Origin of the sequence: Stenotrophomonas sp. UBA7606 (genome assembly GCF_002477705.1) — a bacterium.
Taxonomy (GTDB): Bacteria; Pseudomonadota; Gammaproteobacteria; order Xanthomonadales; family Xanthomonadaceae; genus Stenotrophomonas.
Window position 1 is genome coordinate 1 of record NZ_DLJW01000012.1, and the last position, 13,968, is coordinate 13,968.

Below are 13,968 nucleotides of genomic sequence, written 5' to 3' on the forward strand. Positions count from 1 at the left end.
CACCTGGGCATCACCGGCCCGGTGACCCTGGCCGTGCACGATTGGGGCGGCATGATCGGCTTCGGCTGGGCGCTGTCGCACCACGACCAGGTCAAGCGGCTGGTGATCACCAATACCGCCGCGTTTCCGCTGCCGGCGGAAAAGCCGATGCCCTGGCAGATCGCCATGGGCCGGCATTGGAAGCCGGGCGAGTGGTTCATCCGCACCTTCAATGCGTTCTCGTCCGGTGCCTCGTGGCTGGGCGTGAGCCGGCGCATGCCGGCCGATGTGCGCCGCGCCTATGTGTCCCCGTACAACAACTGGGACAACCGCATTTCCACCATCCGTTTCATGCAGGACATTCCTTTGTCGCCCGCCGACAAGGCCTGGTCGCTGCTGCAGCGTGCCGCGGATGCGCTGCCGTCCTTCGCCGACCGGCCGACTTACATCGCCTGGGGCCTGCGTGATATCTGCTTCGACCATCACTTCCTGAGCGGCTTCCGCAAGGCACTGCCGCAGGCCGAAGTGACCGCGTTCGAGGATGCCAACCACTATGTGCTGGAAGACAAGCACGAAGTGATCGTGCCGGCAGTGCGGGCGTTCCTGGAGCGCAACCCGCTGGGTTGAGGCTTCAGCTCCCTCCCTTTGCCAAAGGCAAGGTGAGGAGGAGGCTTTTGCGGCCTTCCTCCTTGCGCCAGCTTCGCAGCTCGGCCGTTGCTGCAAGAACCTTCGAGCAATGCCCGCTTCTGCCCCCTCCCTTGCGCCGAAGGCGGAGGGGAGGGTTGGGGAGGGGTGAGCACTCGCGGCCATTCCCATTGCAGCAGCTTCGCCGCCTACGCCGCTCCTGCACATGCGGTGTGCGAAGCTCTGCCCTCCTAGACACAGGGAGTGAGGGATGGATTTCGACAACCTGGACCGGCAGCTGCGCGACAGCGCGCAGGACCGCAGCCTTAGCAACGAGGAACGGTCGGTACTGCGTGAGCTCGGCGAAGAGCTGCCACCGGATCGGCTGCGTTTCATGCGCAACCGGGCCTTCGACATCGCCCGTGAGCAGATCAGCGCCAATCCGGCCGAAGCCTTGCCGGTGCTGAAGTGGGTGGAACAGGTGGTGCGCACCCTAGATGCCAATGCCGGCCCGGTCGAGACCCTGACCAGCACCTATTTCTCGCCCGGCGATGCCTGCATGCAGCGCCTGCGCGCGCTGTGCGCCAGTGCCCGCAAAACGCTGGATATCTGCGTATTCACCATCTCCGACGACCGCCTGAGCAGCGTCATCTTGGATGCCCACAAGCGCGGCGTGGTGGTGCGCATCATCAGCGACAACGACAAGGTGTACGACGACGGCAACGACATCCGCCGGCTGCATGAAAGCGCTATTCCGGTGAAGGTGGATCACAGCGAATACCACATGCACCACAAGTTCGCGCTGTTCGACGGCAAGCAGCTGGCCAATGGCAGCTTCAACTGGACGCGCACCGCCACCGAGCACAACGACGAGAACCTGGTGGTCAGCAATGACCCCAACCTGGTGCGCAGCTTCGCCCAGCAGTTCGAGGTGCTGTGGGGGCGCTACAAGGCGCTTTGAAGGGCGGGCTTTCGCTTCTGACTTTCTGCTTTTATGTCGTTGATTTATTTTCCGTCATTCCCGCGCAGGCGGGAATCGCTCTGGCTCTTGCTTCGGCTTCTGCCCTGGCTTTGGACAGGGCAAGGGCGAAGAGCAACAGCAAGAGCGATTCCCGCCTGCGCGGGAATGACGGCGTAAGCTCAAAGCTCAAAGCCCAAAGCCCAAAGCCCAAAGCCCAAAGCCCAAAGCCAACAACTACCGCATCATCCTCAAGCCGCAATCGGCGTGTTCGGCGGTGACGACGGGCTGTTGCCGTTGTCGTCGGGATGGTTGTCGTCGTTGTCTGCATCATCGCGCCAGCGCCAATCGGCCAGGGTCAGTGGCGCCATGCCGTGGGCGACGCGGGCGCGGTCGCACTGCGAGCTGGCCTTGCCGTATTCCCAGGAGGCGTCCACCTCGCGGCACACGCTGGGCCGGTTCGGGTGGATGGTGCAGCGTGAGTACACGCCAATTTCCGAGTCCAGGGCCACGCAGCGGATCGGGTCCGAGTAGGTGCCCTGCATGCACAGCCGGTGCGGATCCAGGCGCTGGGTCAGCTGATGGGGCACGCCGCCTTCGGTGACTTCGTCCGATTCCATCCAGTGGAAGGCAACGCGGTATTGGGTGCAGCAGGCACCGCAGGTCAGGCAGGGATGGGGCATGGGATACCGGCCTAGGCGGCAGGATTAGGACAAAAGGAAGGTGCGAAATTTTCCACGGTGGCGGCCGGCGCGCAAGATTTTTCTGCATTGGCGACAATAGGAAGATGAACGAAACCTGCAATATCGCCGCGCGCCTGCCCGAGCTGGCGCGTGAACGGCCCGACCAGATCGCCATCCGCTGCCCTGGCAAACCCGCCGCCAACGGCATGGCCGCCTACGACGTGACCCTGGATTACCGCACGCTTGACGCCCGCAGCAACGCCATTGCCGCAGGTCTGGCGGCCAACGGCATAGGCCGCGGGGTGCGCGCGGTGGTGATGGTGCGGCCGGGGCCGGAGTTCTTCCTGCTGATGTTCGCCCTGTTCAAGATCGGCGCGGTGCCGGTGCTGGTCGACCCGGGCATAGATAAGCGCGCGCTGAAGCAATGCCTGGACGAGGCGCAGCCGCAGGCCTTCATCGGCATCCCGCTGGCCCAATTTGCGCGGGTGCTGCTGGGCTGGGCCAGGGCGGCCCGGCTCAAGGTCACGGTCGGCCCGCGTTGGGGCTGGGGCGGCACCACGCTGGCGAAGATCGAAGCCGTTGGCGCCGGTGCTGGCAGCCAGCTGGCCGCCACCGCGCCCGACGATGTGGCCGCGATCCTGTTCACCAGCGGCTCCACCGGTGTGCCCAAGGGCGTGGTCTACCGGCACCGGCACTTCGTTGGCCAGGTGGAATTGCTGCGCAATGCTTTCGGCATGCAGCCCGGTGGCATCGATCTGCCGACCTTCCCGCCGTTTGCGCTGTTCGACCCGGCACTGGGGCTGACCTCGGTGATTCCGGACATGGACCCGACCCGGCCGGGCAGTGCCGACCCGCGCAAGCTGCACGATGCTGTTGCCCGTTTCGGCGTGACCCAGCTGTTCGGTTCACCGGCCTTGATGCGGGTGCTGGCCGAGCACGGCCAGCCGCTGCCAACGGTGACCCGCGCCACCTCGGCGGGTGCGCCGGTGCCGCCGGAGATCGTGGCCAAAATCCGTTCTCTGATGCCGAAGGACGGCCAGTTCTGGACGCCATATGGCGCCACCGAATGCCTGCCAGTGGCAGTGATCGAAGGTCGCGAACTGGTCGATACGCGTGAGGCCACCGAGGCCGGGGCCGGCACCTGCGTGGGCCATGTGGTCGCGCCGAACCAGGTGCGCATCATCGCCATCACCGACGAACCCATCGCTGACTGGAGTGGCGTGCGTGAGCTTCCAGCCGGAGAGGTGGGTGAGATCACCGTGGTTGGTCCGACCACCACTGACAGTTATTTCAACCGACCGCAGGCCACTGCAGCAGCCAAGATCCGTGAAGTGCTGGCCGACGGCAGCGAGCGCATCGTGCATCGCATGGGCGATGTGGGCTGGTTCGATGCGCAAGGGCGGTTGTGGTTCTGCGGGCGCAAGACGCACCGCGTGGAGACCGCGCAGGGGCCGATGTACACCGAGCAGGTGGAGCCGGTGTTCAACACGGTGGCCGGCGTGCGGCGCACGGCTTTGGTGGGTGTTGGTGAGCTGGGCCAGCAGCTGCCGGTGCTGTGCTTTGAAGTATTGCCTGGTGTCGATGCCAGCGCTGTGGAAGCACAGCTGCGGCAGCTGGGTGCGGCGCGACCGGAGCTGGCGCGAATCAACACTTTCCTGCGGCATCCACAGTTCCCGGTGGATATCCGCCACAACGCCAAGATCGGGCGCGAGAAGCTGGCGGTGTGGGCGCAGGCGCAGCTGGGGTGATGCCGAAGGGCTTGTGGGAAGGGCGTGAAGCAAGAGCACCCCTCCCAACCCTCCCCTTCGCTACGCGAAAGGGAGGGCTAAAGCTTTGCCCCCTCCCTTTGCCGTAGGCAAGGGGAGGGCTGGGGAGGGGTAAAGCGCAGTGCTCTTTGAGTCGAGGGATAGCTTTAATCCAGTGATTCCCTGACAGGCGTCCATCAGCAGCAACCGCAGGCTTTCCGTACCGAGGACGGGGAGCCGCAATGGACAAGCTGCGAATACGCGCAAGAGCACTGCGGAACACACCCACCGATGCCGAAGGTCGCCTATGGCAGCAGCTGCGGCGGCGTCAGTTGGGAGGTTTCCGGTTCCGGAGACAGGTGCCATTGGCTGGCTATATCGCTGACTTTGTCTGCCTTGATGCACGGCTGATCTTCGAGCTGGATGGAGGGCAGCATCTTGAGCACGTTGCCTATGACCAGCGGCGGACCGAGGTGTTGCAGGGATTGGGCTTCAGGGTGCTGCGCTATTGGAATGACGAGGTGCTGCAGCAGATGCCAGTGGTATTGGAGGACATCATGCGTGCCTTGGCGCAGGGCGAAGAGCACCCCTCCCAACCCTCCCTTCGCTGCGCGAAAGGGAGGGCTAAATCCGCGCAGCTCCAACCCTTCGCAGCTGCAGCTGTTGCCCCCTCCCTTTGCCGCAGGCAAGGGGAGGGTTGGGGAGGGGAGGGGTGCTGTTGCTCCCTCCCTTGCGCCGAAGGCGGAGGGGAGGGCTGGGGAGGGGTAAGGCTTCCAGCCACCAACATCAACAATCCACCAACGCACCACTGCTGCGATACTGACGGACAAATCTCATCGCTTCCGGCACCGCAGGTCGGCGCGGAAGCCCAGCAGCAGAGCGATCAAACGAATGAAGATTCTGGTTACCGGTGGTGGTGGTTTTCTTGGTCAGGCCTTGTGCCGTGGCCTGGTCGAACGCGGCCACCAGGTGCTGAGCTTCAATCGTGGGCACTACGATGCCCTGCAGGCCCTGGGCGTGGGGCAGATACGCGGTGACCTTGCCGATGCCGGTGCCGTGCACCATGCGGCCGCCGGTGTCGATGCGGTCTTCCATAACGCTGCCAAGGCCGGGGCCTGGGGCAGCTATGACAGTTACTACCAGGCCAATGTGGTCGGTACCCGCAATGTGCTGGATGCCTGCCGCGCACACGGCATCGGCAGGCTGGTCTACACCTCCACCCCCAGCGTTACCCACCGCGCCACCCATCCGGTCGAAGGCCTGGGCGCGGACGAGGTGCCCTATGGCGAGGATTTCCAGGCACCGTATGCGGCCACCAAGACCATCGCCGAGCAGGAAGTGCTGGCCGCCAACGGTGCCGAGCTGGCCACCGTCGCGCTGCGCCCACGCCTGATCTGGGGGCCGGGTGACAACCAGCTGGTGCCGCGCCTGGCCGAACGTGCCCGCGCCGGCCGCCTGCGCTTTGTCGGCGATGGCAGCAACAAAGTGGACACCACCTTCATCGACAACGCCGCGCAGGCGCACTTCGATGCCTTCGACCACCTGGTGGTGGGCGCGGCTTGTGCCGGCAAGGCCTACTTCATTTCCAACGGCGAGCCGCTACCGATGCGCGAGCTGCTCAATCGCTTGCTGGTGGCAGTGGGCGCGCCCGCCGTGGACAAGTCGATCTCGTTCAAGACCGCTTACCGCATCGGCTCGGTCTGCGAAAAGCTGTGGCCACTGTTGCGCCTGCGCGGCGAGCCGCCGATGACCCGCTTCCTGGCCGAACAGCTGTGCACCCCGCATTGGTATTCGATGGAACCGGCACGCCGCGATTTCGGCTATGTGCCACGCGTGTCGATCGAGGAAGGTCTGCGGCGGTTGGCAGCCGCATCCTGAATGCCAGCCCGTGATCGTCATGCAGCGATCACGTACTCATCACCGGATCACTACCACCGATTGCCGAGGATGGAACCCTGTTTCCAAGCCAAGGACCAAGCCATGCTGCATTACGCCGTCGTGTTCTTCATCATTGCCATCATCGCTGCCGTGCTCGGCTTCAGTGGCATTGCCGGTGCGGCCAGCAACATTGCCTGGATCCTGTTCGTTGTGTTCCTGATCCTTGCGGTGATCTCGCTGTTCCGCAAGAAGGGCTGACCCCGGCAGGCTCCAGAACAATGGCCCGCAATCTCACTGAGGTTGCGGGCCATGTCGTTGCTGCAGGGTGCGATCAGGCCGAGGCGCTGATCGAGCTGCGCAGACCCTTGTCTGCCGCGTTGCGCTCCAGCGCCAGCTCGATCAGGCGCGTGATCAGCGCGGTATAGCCCAGACCGCTTGCGCCCCACAGCTTGGGGTACATGCTGATCTTGGTGAAGCCGGGCAGGGTGTTCAGTTCGTTGATGACGACGTCGCCGGCTTCGGTGAGGAACACGTCAACGCGGGCCATGCCGATGCAGTCCAGCGCCTGGTAGGCGCGCACGGCAATATCGCGGATGCGCTGCTGTGCATCGGCAGCGATAGCGGCCGGAATCACCGTCTCCGCGCCGCTGGCGCTGATGTACTTGGTGTCATAGGCGTAGAAGTCGTCATGCACCACCACTTCGCCGCAGACGCTGGCTTCGGGCAGGTCATTGCCCAGCACCGCACACTCGATCTCGCGGCCGACAATCGCCGACTCCACCAGTACCTTGTGGTCGAATGACAGCGCCAGCGCCATCGCCGTGGCGAACTCGTCAGCGTTGCGCACCTTGCTCACGCCTACCGACGAACCCTGGTTGGCGGGCTTGACGAACAAGGGCAGGCCCAGCTGGGCGACCAGCGCGTCGTAGTCGGCGCGTGCAGCGGTGACATGGTTGAAGCAGGCGAACGGTGCCACTGCCAGGCCGGCATCGCGCAGCAGGCGCTTGGCCATGTCCTTGTCCATCGCCGCGGCTGCGCCAAGCACGCCGGGGCCGGCGAACGGCAGGTTGAGCGTTCGCAGCAGGCCCTGCAGGGTGCCGTCTTCGCCGAGGGTGCCATGCACGATCGGGAACACCACATCCAACTGCGGTACCTCGCGGCCATCGGCGACCTGCAACTGGCCGCGCTCGGCGCCGGGCAGTACCGACAGCACCGGGCCGGAGGTGTCCAGCGCGATGCGCTTGGGATCATCGGCGTTGAGCAGGAAACCGGCCGCATCGCACAGGTGCCACAGGCCCTGCTTGTCCACGCCGATCAGGCTGACGTCGAAACGTTCCTTGTCCAGTGCATCGAAGATGTTCTTCGCCGACTGCAGCGAGACCTCGTGCTCGGCCGAGCGACCGCCGAAAATGATGCCAACCCGGGTCTTGCCCATTGCCTGTGTGCTCCTGACGCTGTGTTTGGTGGTGTCTGCATAGCATGAACGCAAACGCCGGGATTGGGGATGCGGGATTGGGGATTTGTTTATCGCGGCGCGGCTGACATGAACAAACCCTGTGCGGATGATGCATCAGAGCCCGTAGCCCGGGTAAGCGCAGCGCACCCGGGAGCAAGCCCGCACCGCACTTCCACGCGTCCGCCAACGGCCCCGGGTGCGCTGCGCTTACCCGGGCTACGTCGCGGGGGCATCGCAACATCGAGCCTGGCAGGCTCCCGATCCCGCCCCTCCGGTAGAATGCCCGCATGCCTGCATCCCCCCTCAAAATGATCAAGCCGCTGGCTGGCCGTGCGCTGGAAGTGGCCTTGAACCGCGCGCTGGCGCTGGACCCGGATACCCGCACCGCGCTGGCCTCGCTGGACGGCCAACGCATCGCCCTGACCCTGGAGTCGCCGTCGCTGGCGATGCAGATCGGCGTTGCCGGTGAGCGCCTGACCGTGGGCCCGGTCGATCCGGCGCTGGAGCCCGACCTGGCCGTGCGCAGCACGCTGGGCGGGGTGCTGGCGCAGCTGCCGTTCCTCGCCAACGCACGCCGCGGCAACAGCGCGCCGGCCGGCCGGGTCAAGGTCTCCGGCGATGCCGAGCTGGCGCGCCGCCTGCAGCAGCTGGCCAGCCGTTTTGATCCGGATTGGCAGCAACCCTTTGTCAAAGCCTTTGGCGAGATCCTCGGCGTGCAGATCGCGCAGACCCTGCGTGCGGCGCTGTTGCAGGCCAGGCGCAGTGCCAAGGACCTGGCCGAGACCGCCGCTGAATACGTAACCGAGGAGTCGCGAGATGTCGTTGCCCGTGCAGAACTGGACGCCTTCCATGATGATGTGGACGTGATCCGCGATGACGTCGAACGCATGGCCGCGCGCATCGCGCGCCTGCGTCAGCGCGCCGGAGGTGCCGCATGAAGGCGACCCGCGCCATGTTCCGCGCCAGCCGCATCGGCCGGGTGATCCTGCGCTATCGCCTGGATGACCTGCTCGATGGCACCCCGGTCGAGCGCTGGTTGCGCCTGGCCAAGCCCTTCGTGCCGCGCGCCAGTGCCGATATCGCCTCGCAGTCGCGGGGTGCGCGCCTGCGCCTGGCGCTGCAGGAGCTGGGGCCGATCTTCGTCAAGTTCGGGCAGATCCTGTCCACCCGCCGCGATCTGGTGCCGCCGGATGTGGCCGTTGAACTGACCCTCCTGCAGGACCGGGTCAAGCCGTTCGACGGCGAGCGCGCGCTGCAGATCGTGGAGCAGGCGCTGGGCCTGCCGATCACCGAGGCCTTTGCCAGCTTCGATACCACGCCGCTGGCTTCGGCCTCGATCGCGCAGGTGCATGCCGCCACGCTGGACGGTGGCCGCCAGGTGGTGGTCAAGGTGCTGCGCCCGGATATCGAAAAGCAGATTGCCGGTGATATCGCCCTGCTCAAGTCGCTGGCCGCGCTGGTCGAGCGCACCCACCCGCGCGCCGACAAGATCCGTCCGCGCGAAGTGGTGGCCGAGATCGAAACCACGCTGGCTGCCGAGTTGGACCTGCAGCGCGAAGGCGCCAACGCCAGCGTGCTGCGCCGGTTCTGGGAGAACTCGGACGACCTGTACGTTCCGGAAGTGATCTGGAGCCACACCGGCGAACGCGCGCTGACGCTGGAGCGGGTCTGGGGCATTCCCTCGGACGACATCGTCGCACTGGACAAGGCCGGCATCGACCGCAAGGCGCTGGCCGCCAAGGGCGTGCGCGTGTTCTACACGCAGGTGTTCCGCGACAACTTCTTCCATGCCGATGCACACGCCGGCAACATCTGGGTCGACATCGACCCGGCGCGCCGCGACAACCCGCGCTTCATCGCGCTGGACTTCGGCATCATGGGCCAGCTTTCGGAGGAGGATCAGTTCTACCTGGCCGAGAACTTCATGGCCATCTTCAACCGTGATTACCGCCGCATCGCCGAGCTGCACCTGCAGGCGCAGTGGATGCCGAACACCGTGCGCATCGACGAGCTGGAAGCGGCCGTGCGTGCGGTCTGCGAGCCGTACTTCACCCGCCCGCTGTCGCAGATCTCGCTGGCCGAAGTGTTGATGAAGCTGTTCCGCACCGCCCAGCGCTACCAGCTGACCCTGCAGCCGCAGCTGATCCTGCTGCAGAAGACGCTGTTGAACATCGAAGGCGTGGGCCGCCAGCTCGACCCGCAGCTGGATATCTGGGAAGTGGCCAAGCCGGTACTGGAACGCATCCTGCGCGAGCGCTACAGCCCGCGCCGCGCGTTGAAGGAGCTGCGCAAGCGCCTGCCGGAAATCATGACCCAGGCCCCGGACATGCCGGCGCTGCTGCACAGCTGGCTGCGCCAGCAGGTGGAAGGCAAGCATGAGCTGGCGATGCGCTCGCAGGACATCGTCAACCTGGAAGGCACGCTGCAGCGCATGCAGCGGCGCGTGGTTACCGCAGTGGCCGGTGCCGGCCTGATGGTGGTGTCGGCGTTGTTGTATGGCCTGCATGCCGGCGGCCCGCAGTTGGCGTCCATCCCGGTGTGGTCGTGGGTGAGCGGCGTGGTGGGTGCGGTTGCCGTGGCGTCGGCGTGGTTGCGCCGATGAGTGATGTTGTCGATGAAGCAGTGGAAGCGCCGGTTGTCTTCGAACCGTTGCCGCTGCTGTACGAAGACCCGTGGCTGGCGGTAGTCAACAAGCCGGCCGGGCTGATGGTCCACGACAGCAAGCTGGCGCGCGGCGAGGATGACTTCCTCGCCGACCGCTTGCGCGAGCAGCTGGGCAAGCCGATCTTCCTCGTCCATCGCCTGGACCGCGCCACCAGCGGCTGCCTGTTGCTGGCCTTCGACCGCGAAAGCGCCAGCACGCTCGGCAAGACGCTGATGGACGGCGAGGTGGAGAAAGATTACCTGGCGGTGTGCCGTGGCTGGCCGGCGGAGGATGCGTTCACTGTCGATCACGACCTGGACGGCGGCCCCGGCAAGCCGGTCAAGAAGCAGGCCATCACGCATTTCCAGAAGTTGCTGGTCGGCGAGTTGCCGATTCCTTCGACGGGCTTCCCGACCTCGCGCTATGCGCTGCTGCGTTGCCAGCCGCAGACTGGCCGTTTTCGGCAGATCCGGCGGCACCTCAAGCACATGTTCCACCACATGATCGGCGACACCAGCCACGGCGACGGGCGGCACAACCGTACCTTCCGCATGCAGGGCGTACACCGCATGCTGCTGCACGCCGAGCACCTGGCCTTCCCGCATCCGCAGGACGGCCGCCGCATTGAAGTACGTGCCCCGCTGGACCGCGAGTTCCAGAAAGCGCTGGACCTGTTCAACTGGCAGCTGCCGGATTGAGGTAGTGCCGAGCCATGCTCGGCAGCGACCTCGCCGGTAAACCTTCTGCCGAGCAAGGCTCGGCATTACCGCTGTTGCTCCCTCCCTTTCGTGCAGCGAAGGGGAGGGCTGGGGAGGGGTTGGCTGTTGCTGGAGCGGCGTGGGGAAAGCCCCCTGCCGAGCATGGCTCGGCACTACCGCTGTTGCTCCCTCCCTTTTGCGCAGCGAAGGGGAGAGCTGGGGAGGGGTGGGCCTTCGCTGGGAAGCCCCTGCCGAGCATGGCTCGGCACTACCGGTTGCCGGGGCTTACTTCGCCGGTTCGCTGGTGATCTGTTCCAGATCCTTCTGCAGGTTGGCCAGCAACGGCGTCATCTTCTGCTGGATGGCCACCATCAGGTTCTGCATCAGTGTCGGGGTCTTGTCCAGCAGGCTCTGGCCTGCCGCGCTTTCATAGAACTCGGCCATCGCCAGCACGTCCTCCTTGGAGAACGACTGCTTGTACAGCTCCACATACATCGGCCGCATCTGCGACCAGGACAGGGCTTCACGCAGGGTCTGCGAGGTACGCTGCTGGATGCGCTGTACGCGCGCCTTCTGATCGTCACTGAGCTGCTGGTTGGCGGTGAGCTGGGCAAACTGCTGGGCCTGCATTGCCTCCATCTGCGGCAGCATCGAGTCGAGCATGTTCTGCGCGCGCGAAGCAGCCAGCAGGCGGTTGATATCGGCATCGGTCGGGGCAGCTGCCAGTGCCGGCGCAATGCTGGCCAGCAGCAGGCCGGTAGCCAGCAGCAGGCGGGGCAGGCGCGTGCGGAGGAGGGAGCGGGACATGGGCTTTCCTGGGCGACGGGTCGAATACCGAGCATAGCGGGGTTCGCCCGCGTGGGGTGTTCACAGATGCCTGTTCCACTGCTCGTCATGCTGCACTGCATCTATTTTCCGCCTGCGCCATGGCGCAGCGGCGTTGGGCACCGCTCCGCTTACAATGCGCCGATGGCAACCGAGCAGATCCAGATTTCACCACGATTGGCGATACCGGAAACGGAGATCGTCGAACGTTTCGTGCGCGCCTCCGGCGCCGGCGGCCAGAACGTCAACAAGGTGTCCACCGCGGTGGAACTGCGCTTTGATATCGCCCACTCGCCTTCCTTGCCCGAGCCGCTGCGCGAACGCCTGCTGGCGCGCCGCGACCGCCGGGTCACCAGCGAAGGTGTGCTGGTGATCGATGCGCAGCGCTTCCGCACCCAGGACCGCAACCGCCAGGATGCGCGCGAACGGTTGGCCAGCTTCATCCAGGCCAGCCTGAGCGTGCCCAAGGCACGCGTGGCGACCAAGCCTACCTACGGCTCCAAGCTGCGCCGCCTGGACCAGAAAAAAGAACGCGCGCAGGTCAAGCGCGGCCGTTCCACACGTAATTGGGAGTAGTGCTTGAGCAATACGCCAGCGACCGTTCCGGTTGTTCCCGCCGCCGTCCCGCAGCGTAAAGGTGCCGCCTTCAGCCGTTGGCTGGGCCGCAGCATCCTGCGCCTGGGCGGCTGGCATATCCGTGGGCCGGTGCCGGACCTGGCCAAGGCGGTGGTGATTGCCGCGCCGCATTCCTCCAACTGGGATGGCCTGTGGGGCCTGGCGGCAAAGATGGCGCTGGGCCTGGAGGCGCGCATTCTCGGCAAGGACAAGCTGTTCTGGTGGCCGCTGAGCGTGGTGCTGCGCCGGCTGGGCGTGGTGCCGCTGGATCGCAGCTCGCCGCAGGGCACAGTGGGCCAGGCGGTGGCGATGATCCGCGACAGCGAACAGGTCTGGTATGCGCTGGCGCCCGAAGGCACCCGCAAGCAGGTGACGGAATGGAAGGGCGGTTTCCTGAAAATCGCGCGCATGGCCGATGTGCCCATCATTCCCGCGTATTTCCACTACCCGGAAAAGGTGATCGGCTTCGGTCCGGTCTTCCATACCAGCGGTGACGATGTGGCAGACATGGCCGCCATCCGCCAGTGGTACCGGCAGTGGATGGGTCGCAACCGCGGCACCGGCTGAGCCACCGCGCCCGGCGCGGCTTGGCGCCACCATCGGCACATGCCGCAAACAGGCGAAGGGAGTAGGGTAAAGGGCTGTTCGAAGCCCGTTCCCAAGGAGCCGTTTCATGTCGCGTACCGTTGTCCTGGCCGCCGCCATCAGCCTTGCGCTGGCCGCCTGTTCCGGCAAGGAGTCCACCGCCCCCGTGACCGCCACCACCCCCGACCAGGCAGGCCAGCCGGCCGATGCCTCGACCAACCCGTTCATGACCGCCAGCTCGCTGCCGTTCCAGGCGCCGGCGTTCGACAAGATCAAGGACAGTGACTACCTGCCGGCCTTCGAGGAAGGCATGCGCCAGCAGCTGGCCGAGATCAAGCAGATCACCGACAACACCCAGCCGGCCACCTTCGACAACACCCTGCTGCCGATGGAAAAGTCCGGCGCCATCCTGGACCGCGTCAGCCGCGTGTTCTTCAGCGTGGTACAGGCCGATACCAACCCGGAGCGGCAGAAGATCCAGGAAGACGTGGTGCCCAAGCTGGCCGCCCACAGCGACGCGATCAACCTGGACCCGAAGCTGTTCGCGCGCATCAAGACCGTCTATGACGGCCGCGCTGAAGCCGGCCTGGATGCCGAGCAGCTGCGCGTGGTCGAGGAAACCTACAAGGGCTTCGTCAAGGCCGGTGCCGAGCTCAGCGATACCGACAAGGAAACCTTGAAGCAGTACAACGCCGAAGAGGCCACCCTGTCCAACGACTTCCACAACAAGCTGGTCGCGGCCACCGCCGCCGGTGCGGTGGTGATCGACGACAAGGCGCAGCTGGCGGGTCTGTCCGAAGGCGACATCGCCGCTGCCGAAGACGCTGCCAAGGGCCGCAAGCTCGACGGCAAGTGGGTGCTGAGCCTGCAGAACACCACCCAGCAGCCGGCACTCGGCTCGCTGCAGGACCGCGACGTACGCGCCAAGGTGCTGCAGGCCTCGGAAACCCGCACCGAGCACGGCGATGCCAACGACACTCGCGCCATCATCCAGCGCCTGGCCCAACTGCGTGCGGCCAAGGCCAAGCTGCTCGGCTTCCCGAACTACGCCGCCTACAACCTGACCGACCAGATGGCGCAGACGCCGGCCAACGCGCTCAAGCTGCTGACCGACACCGTGCCGGCGGCCACCGCCAAGGCGCGGGGTGAACTGGCCGAGATCCAGCAGGTGATCGACGCGCAGAAGGGTGGCTTCAAGGCCGCCGCCTCGGACTGGGACTTCTACGCCGAGCAGGTGCGCAAGGCCAAGTACGATCTGGACGAGTCGCAGATCAAGCC

The 13,968-nt window shown here is 65.7% G+C and carries 14 protein-coding genes and 1 pseudogene; 12 read left to right on the top strand and 3 right to left on the bottom strand.

Going from position 1 to position 13,968, the window contains the following annotated elements:
* Both B2527_RS02210 and B2527_RS02215 read left to right on the top strand, forming a co-directional pair.
* A partial coding sequence (locus tag B2527_RS02210; RefSeq protein WP_293705916.1) for an alpha/beta fold hydrolase occupies window positions 1-606 on the top strand: 606 nt, incomplete at its 5' end.
* Window positions 607-874: 268 nt separating this feature from the next.
* Window positions 875-1,564, top strand: coding sequence for a phospholipase D-like domain-containing protein (locus B2527_RS02215; RefSeq protein ID WP_293705917.1), 690 nt, complete (start codon window positions 875-877; stop codon window positions 1,562-1,564).
* A 248-nt stretch (window positions 1,565-1,812) separates the two neighbouring features.
* Here the strand turns inward: B2527_RS02215 and B2527_RS02220 are convergent, their stop codons facing one another.
* Complete coding sequence (locus B2527_RS02220) at window positions 1,813-2,244, bottom strand: YkgJ family cysteine cluster protein (protein WP_293705918.1); 432 nt, start codon at window positions 2,242-2,244, stop codon at window positions 1,813-1,815.
* Window positions 2,245-2,348: 104 nt separating this feature from the next.
* Between B2527_RS02220 and oleC the strand changes: the two genes are divergently transcribed.
* The 4 genes and pseudogenes from oleC to B2527_RS02240 all read left to right on the top strand — a co-directional run bounded on the left by oleC (window position 2,349) and on the right by B2527_RS02240 (window position 6,125).
* Complete coding sequence (oleC, locus tag B2527_RS02225; RefSeq protein ID WP_293705919.1) at window positions 2,349-3,992, top strand: olefin beta-lactone synthetase; 1,644 nt, start codon at window positions 2,349-2,351, stop codon at window positions 3,990-3,992.
* 239 nt (window positions 3,993-4,231) lie between these two features.
* A pseudogene (locus B2527_RS02230) lies at window positions 4,232-4,498 on the top strand (endonuclease domain-containing protein); the annotation flags it as partial.
* Window positions 4,499-4,880: 382 nt separating this feature from the next.
* Window positions 4,881-5,867, top strand: a complete 987-nt coding sequence (gene oleD / locus B2527_RS02235; protein WP_293705920.1) for a 2-alkyl-3-oxoalkanoate reductase — start codon at window positions 4,881-4,883, stop codon at window positions 5,865-5,867.
* A 102-nt stretch (window positions 5,868-5,969) separates the two neighbouring features.
* Window positions 5,970-6,125 carry a DUF1328 domain-containing protein gene (locus B2527_RS02240; RefSeq protein ID WP_293705921.1) on the top strand — a complete coding sequence of 52 codons (156 nt, stop codon included), beginning with the start codon at window positions 5,970-5,972 and terminating at the stop codon, window positions 6,123-6,125.
* 73 nt (window positions 6,126-6,198) lie between these two features.
* On the opposite strand, the gene ddlA is transcribed toward B2527_RS02240, so the two are convergent.
* Window positions 6,199-7,302 (bottom strand): D-alanine--D-alanine ligase, encoded by a 1,104-nt coding sequence (gene ddlA, locus B2527_RS02245; RefSeq protein WP_293705922.1) that lies wholly within the window; start codon window positions 7,300-7,302, stop codon window positions 6,199-6,201.
* 308 nt (window positions 7,303-7,610) lie between these two features.
* On the opposite strand from ddlA, the gene B2527_RS02250 reads away from it, so the two are divergent.
* From B2527_RS02250 to B2527_RS02260, 3 genes are read left to right on the top strand one after another with little or no spacing between them, the layout of a single operon-like run.
* A complete protein-coding gene (locus tag B2527_RS02250; RefSeq protein ID WP_293705923.1) occupies window positions 7,611-8,261 on the top strand; it encodes a ubiquinone biosynthesis accessory factor UbiJ in 651 nt (216 codons plus the stop codon).
* Window positions 8,258-9,925, top strand: a complete 1,668-nt coding sequence (gene ubiB, locus B2527_RS02255) for a ubiquinone biosynthesis regulatory protein kinase UbiB (RefSeq protein WP_293705924.1) — start codon at window positions 8,258-8,260, stop codon at window positions 9,923-9,925. Before B2527_RS02250 ends, ubiB begins: the two co-directional genes overlap by 4 nt.
* Complete coding sequence (locus tag B2527_RS02260) at window positions 9,922-10,665, top strand: pseudouridine synthase (RefSeq protein ID WP_293705925.1); 744 nt, start codon at window positions 9,922-9,924, stop codon at window positions 10,663-10,665. Before ubiB ends, B2527_RS02260 begins: the two co-directional genes overlap by 4 nt.
* Window positions 10,666-10,950: 285 nt before the next feature.
* Here B2527_RS02260 and B2527_RS02265 read toward each other — a convergent pair whose 3' ends face one another.
* Entirely contained in the window at window positions 10,951-11,472 is a 522-nt protein-coding gene (locus B2527_RS02265) for a DUF2059 domain-containing protein (protein ID WP_293705926.1), read from the bottom strand.
* A 162-nt stretch (window positions 11,473-11,634) separates the two neighbouring features.
* On the opposite strand from B2527_RS02265, the gene arfB reads away from it, so the two are divergent.
* From arfB to B2527_RS02280, 3 genes are all read left to right on the top strand, one after another.
* Window positions 11,635-12,066: an alternative ribosome rescue aminoacyl-tRNA hydrolase ArfB gene (arfB, locus tag B2527_RS02270; RefSeq protein ID WP_293705927.1), complete on the top strand. Its 432-nt coding sequence runs from the start codon at window positions 11,635-11,637 to the stop codon at window positions 12,064-12,066.
* 3 nt (window positions 12,067-12,069) lie between these two features.
* Window positions 12,070-12,672 carry a lysophospholipid acyltransferase family protein gene (locus tag B2527_RS02275; RefSeq protein ID WP_293705928.1) on the top strand — a complete coding sequence of 201 codons (603 nt, stop codon included), beginning with the start codon at window positions 12,070-12,072 and terminating at the stop codon, window positions 12,670-12,672.
* 106 nt (window positions 12,673-12,778) lie between these two features.
* Window positions 12,779-13,968, top strand: a 1,190-nt coding sequence (locus B2527_RS02280; RefSeq protein ID WP_293705929.1) for a M3 family metallopeptidase, incomplete at its 3' end; no start/stop codon positions are given.

Coding starts and splice junctions, on each gene's coding strand:
- B2527_RS02265 (WP_293705926.1), bottom strand. CDS start 11,472: ATGTCCCGCTCCCTCCTCCGCACGCGCCTGCCCCGCCTGCTGCTGGCT.
- B2527_RS02250 (WP_293705923.1), top strand. CDS start 7,611: ATGCCTGCATCCCCCCTCAAAATGATCAAGCCGCTGGCTGGCCGTGCG.
- B2527_RS02260 (WP_293705925.1), top strand. CDS start 9,922: ATGAGTGATGTTGTCGATGAAGCAGTGGAAGCGCCGGTTGTCTTCGAA.
- ddlA (WP_293705922.1), bottom strand. CDS start 7,302: ATGGGCAAGACCCGGGTTGGCATCATTTTCGGCGGTCGCTCGGCCGAG.
- oleD (WP_293705920.1), top strand. CDS start 4,881: ATGAAGATTCTGGTTACCGGTGGTGGTGGTTTTCTTGGTCAGGCCTTG.
- oleC (WP_293705919.1), top strand. CDS start 2,349: ATGAACGAAACCTGCAATATCGCCGCGCGCCTGCCCGAGCTGGCGCGT.
- ubiB (WP_293705924.1), top strand. CDS start 8,258: ATGAAGGCGACCCGCGCCATGTTCCGCGCCAGCCGCATCGGCCGGGTG.
- arfB (WP_293705927.1), top strand. CDS start 11,635: ATGGCAACCGAGCAGATCCAGATTTCACCACGATTGGCGATACCGGAA.
- B2527_RS02215 (WP_293705917.1), top strand. CDS start 875: ATGGATTTCGACAACCTGGACCGGCAGCTGCGCGACAGCGCGCAGGAC.
- B2527_RS02220 (WP_293705918.1), bottom strand. CDS start 2,244: ATGCCCCATCCCTGCCTGACCTGCGGTGCCTGCTGCACCCAATACCGC.
- B2527_RS02240 (WP_293705921.1), top strand. CDS start 5,970: ATGCTGCATTACGCCGTCGTGTTCTTCATCATTGCCATCATCGCTGCC.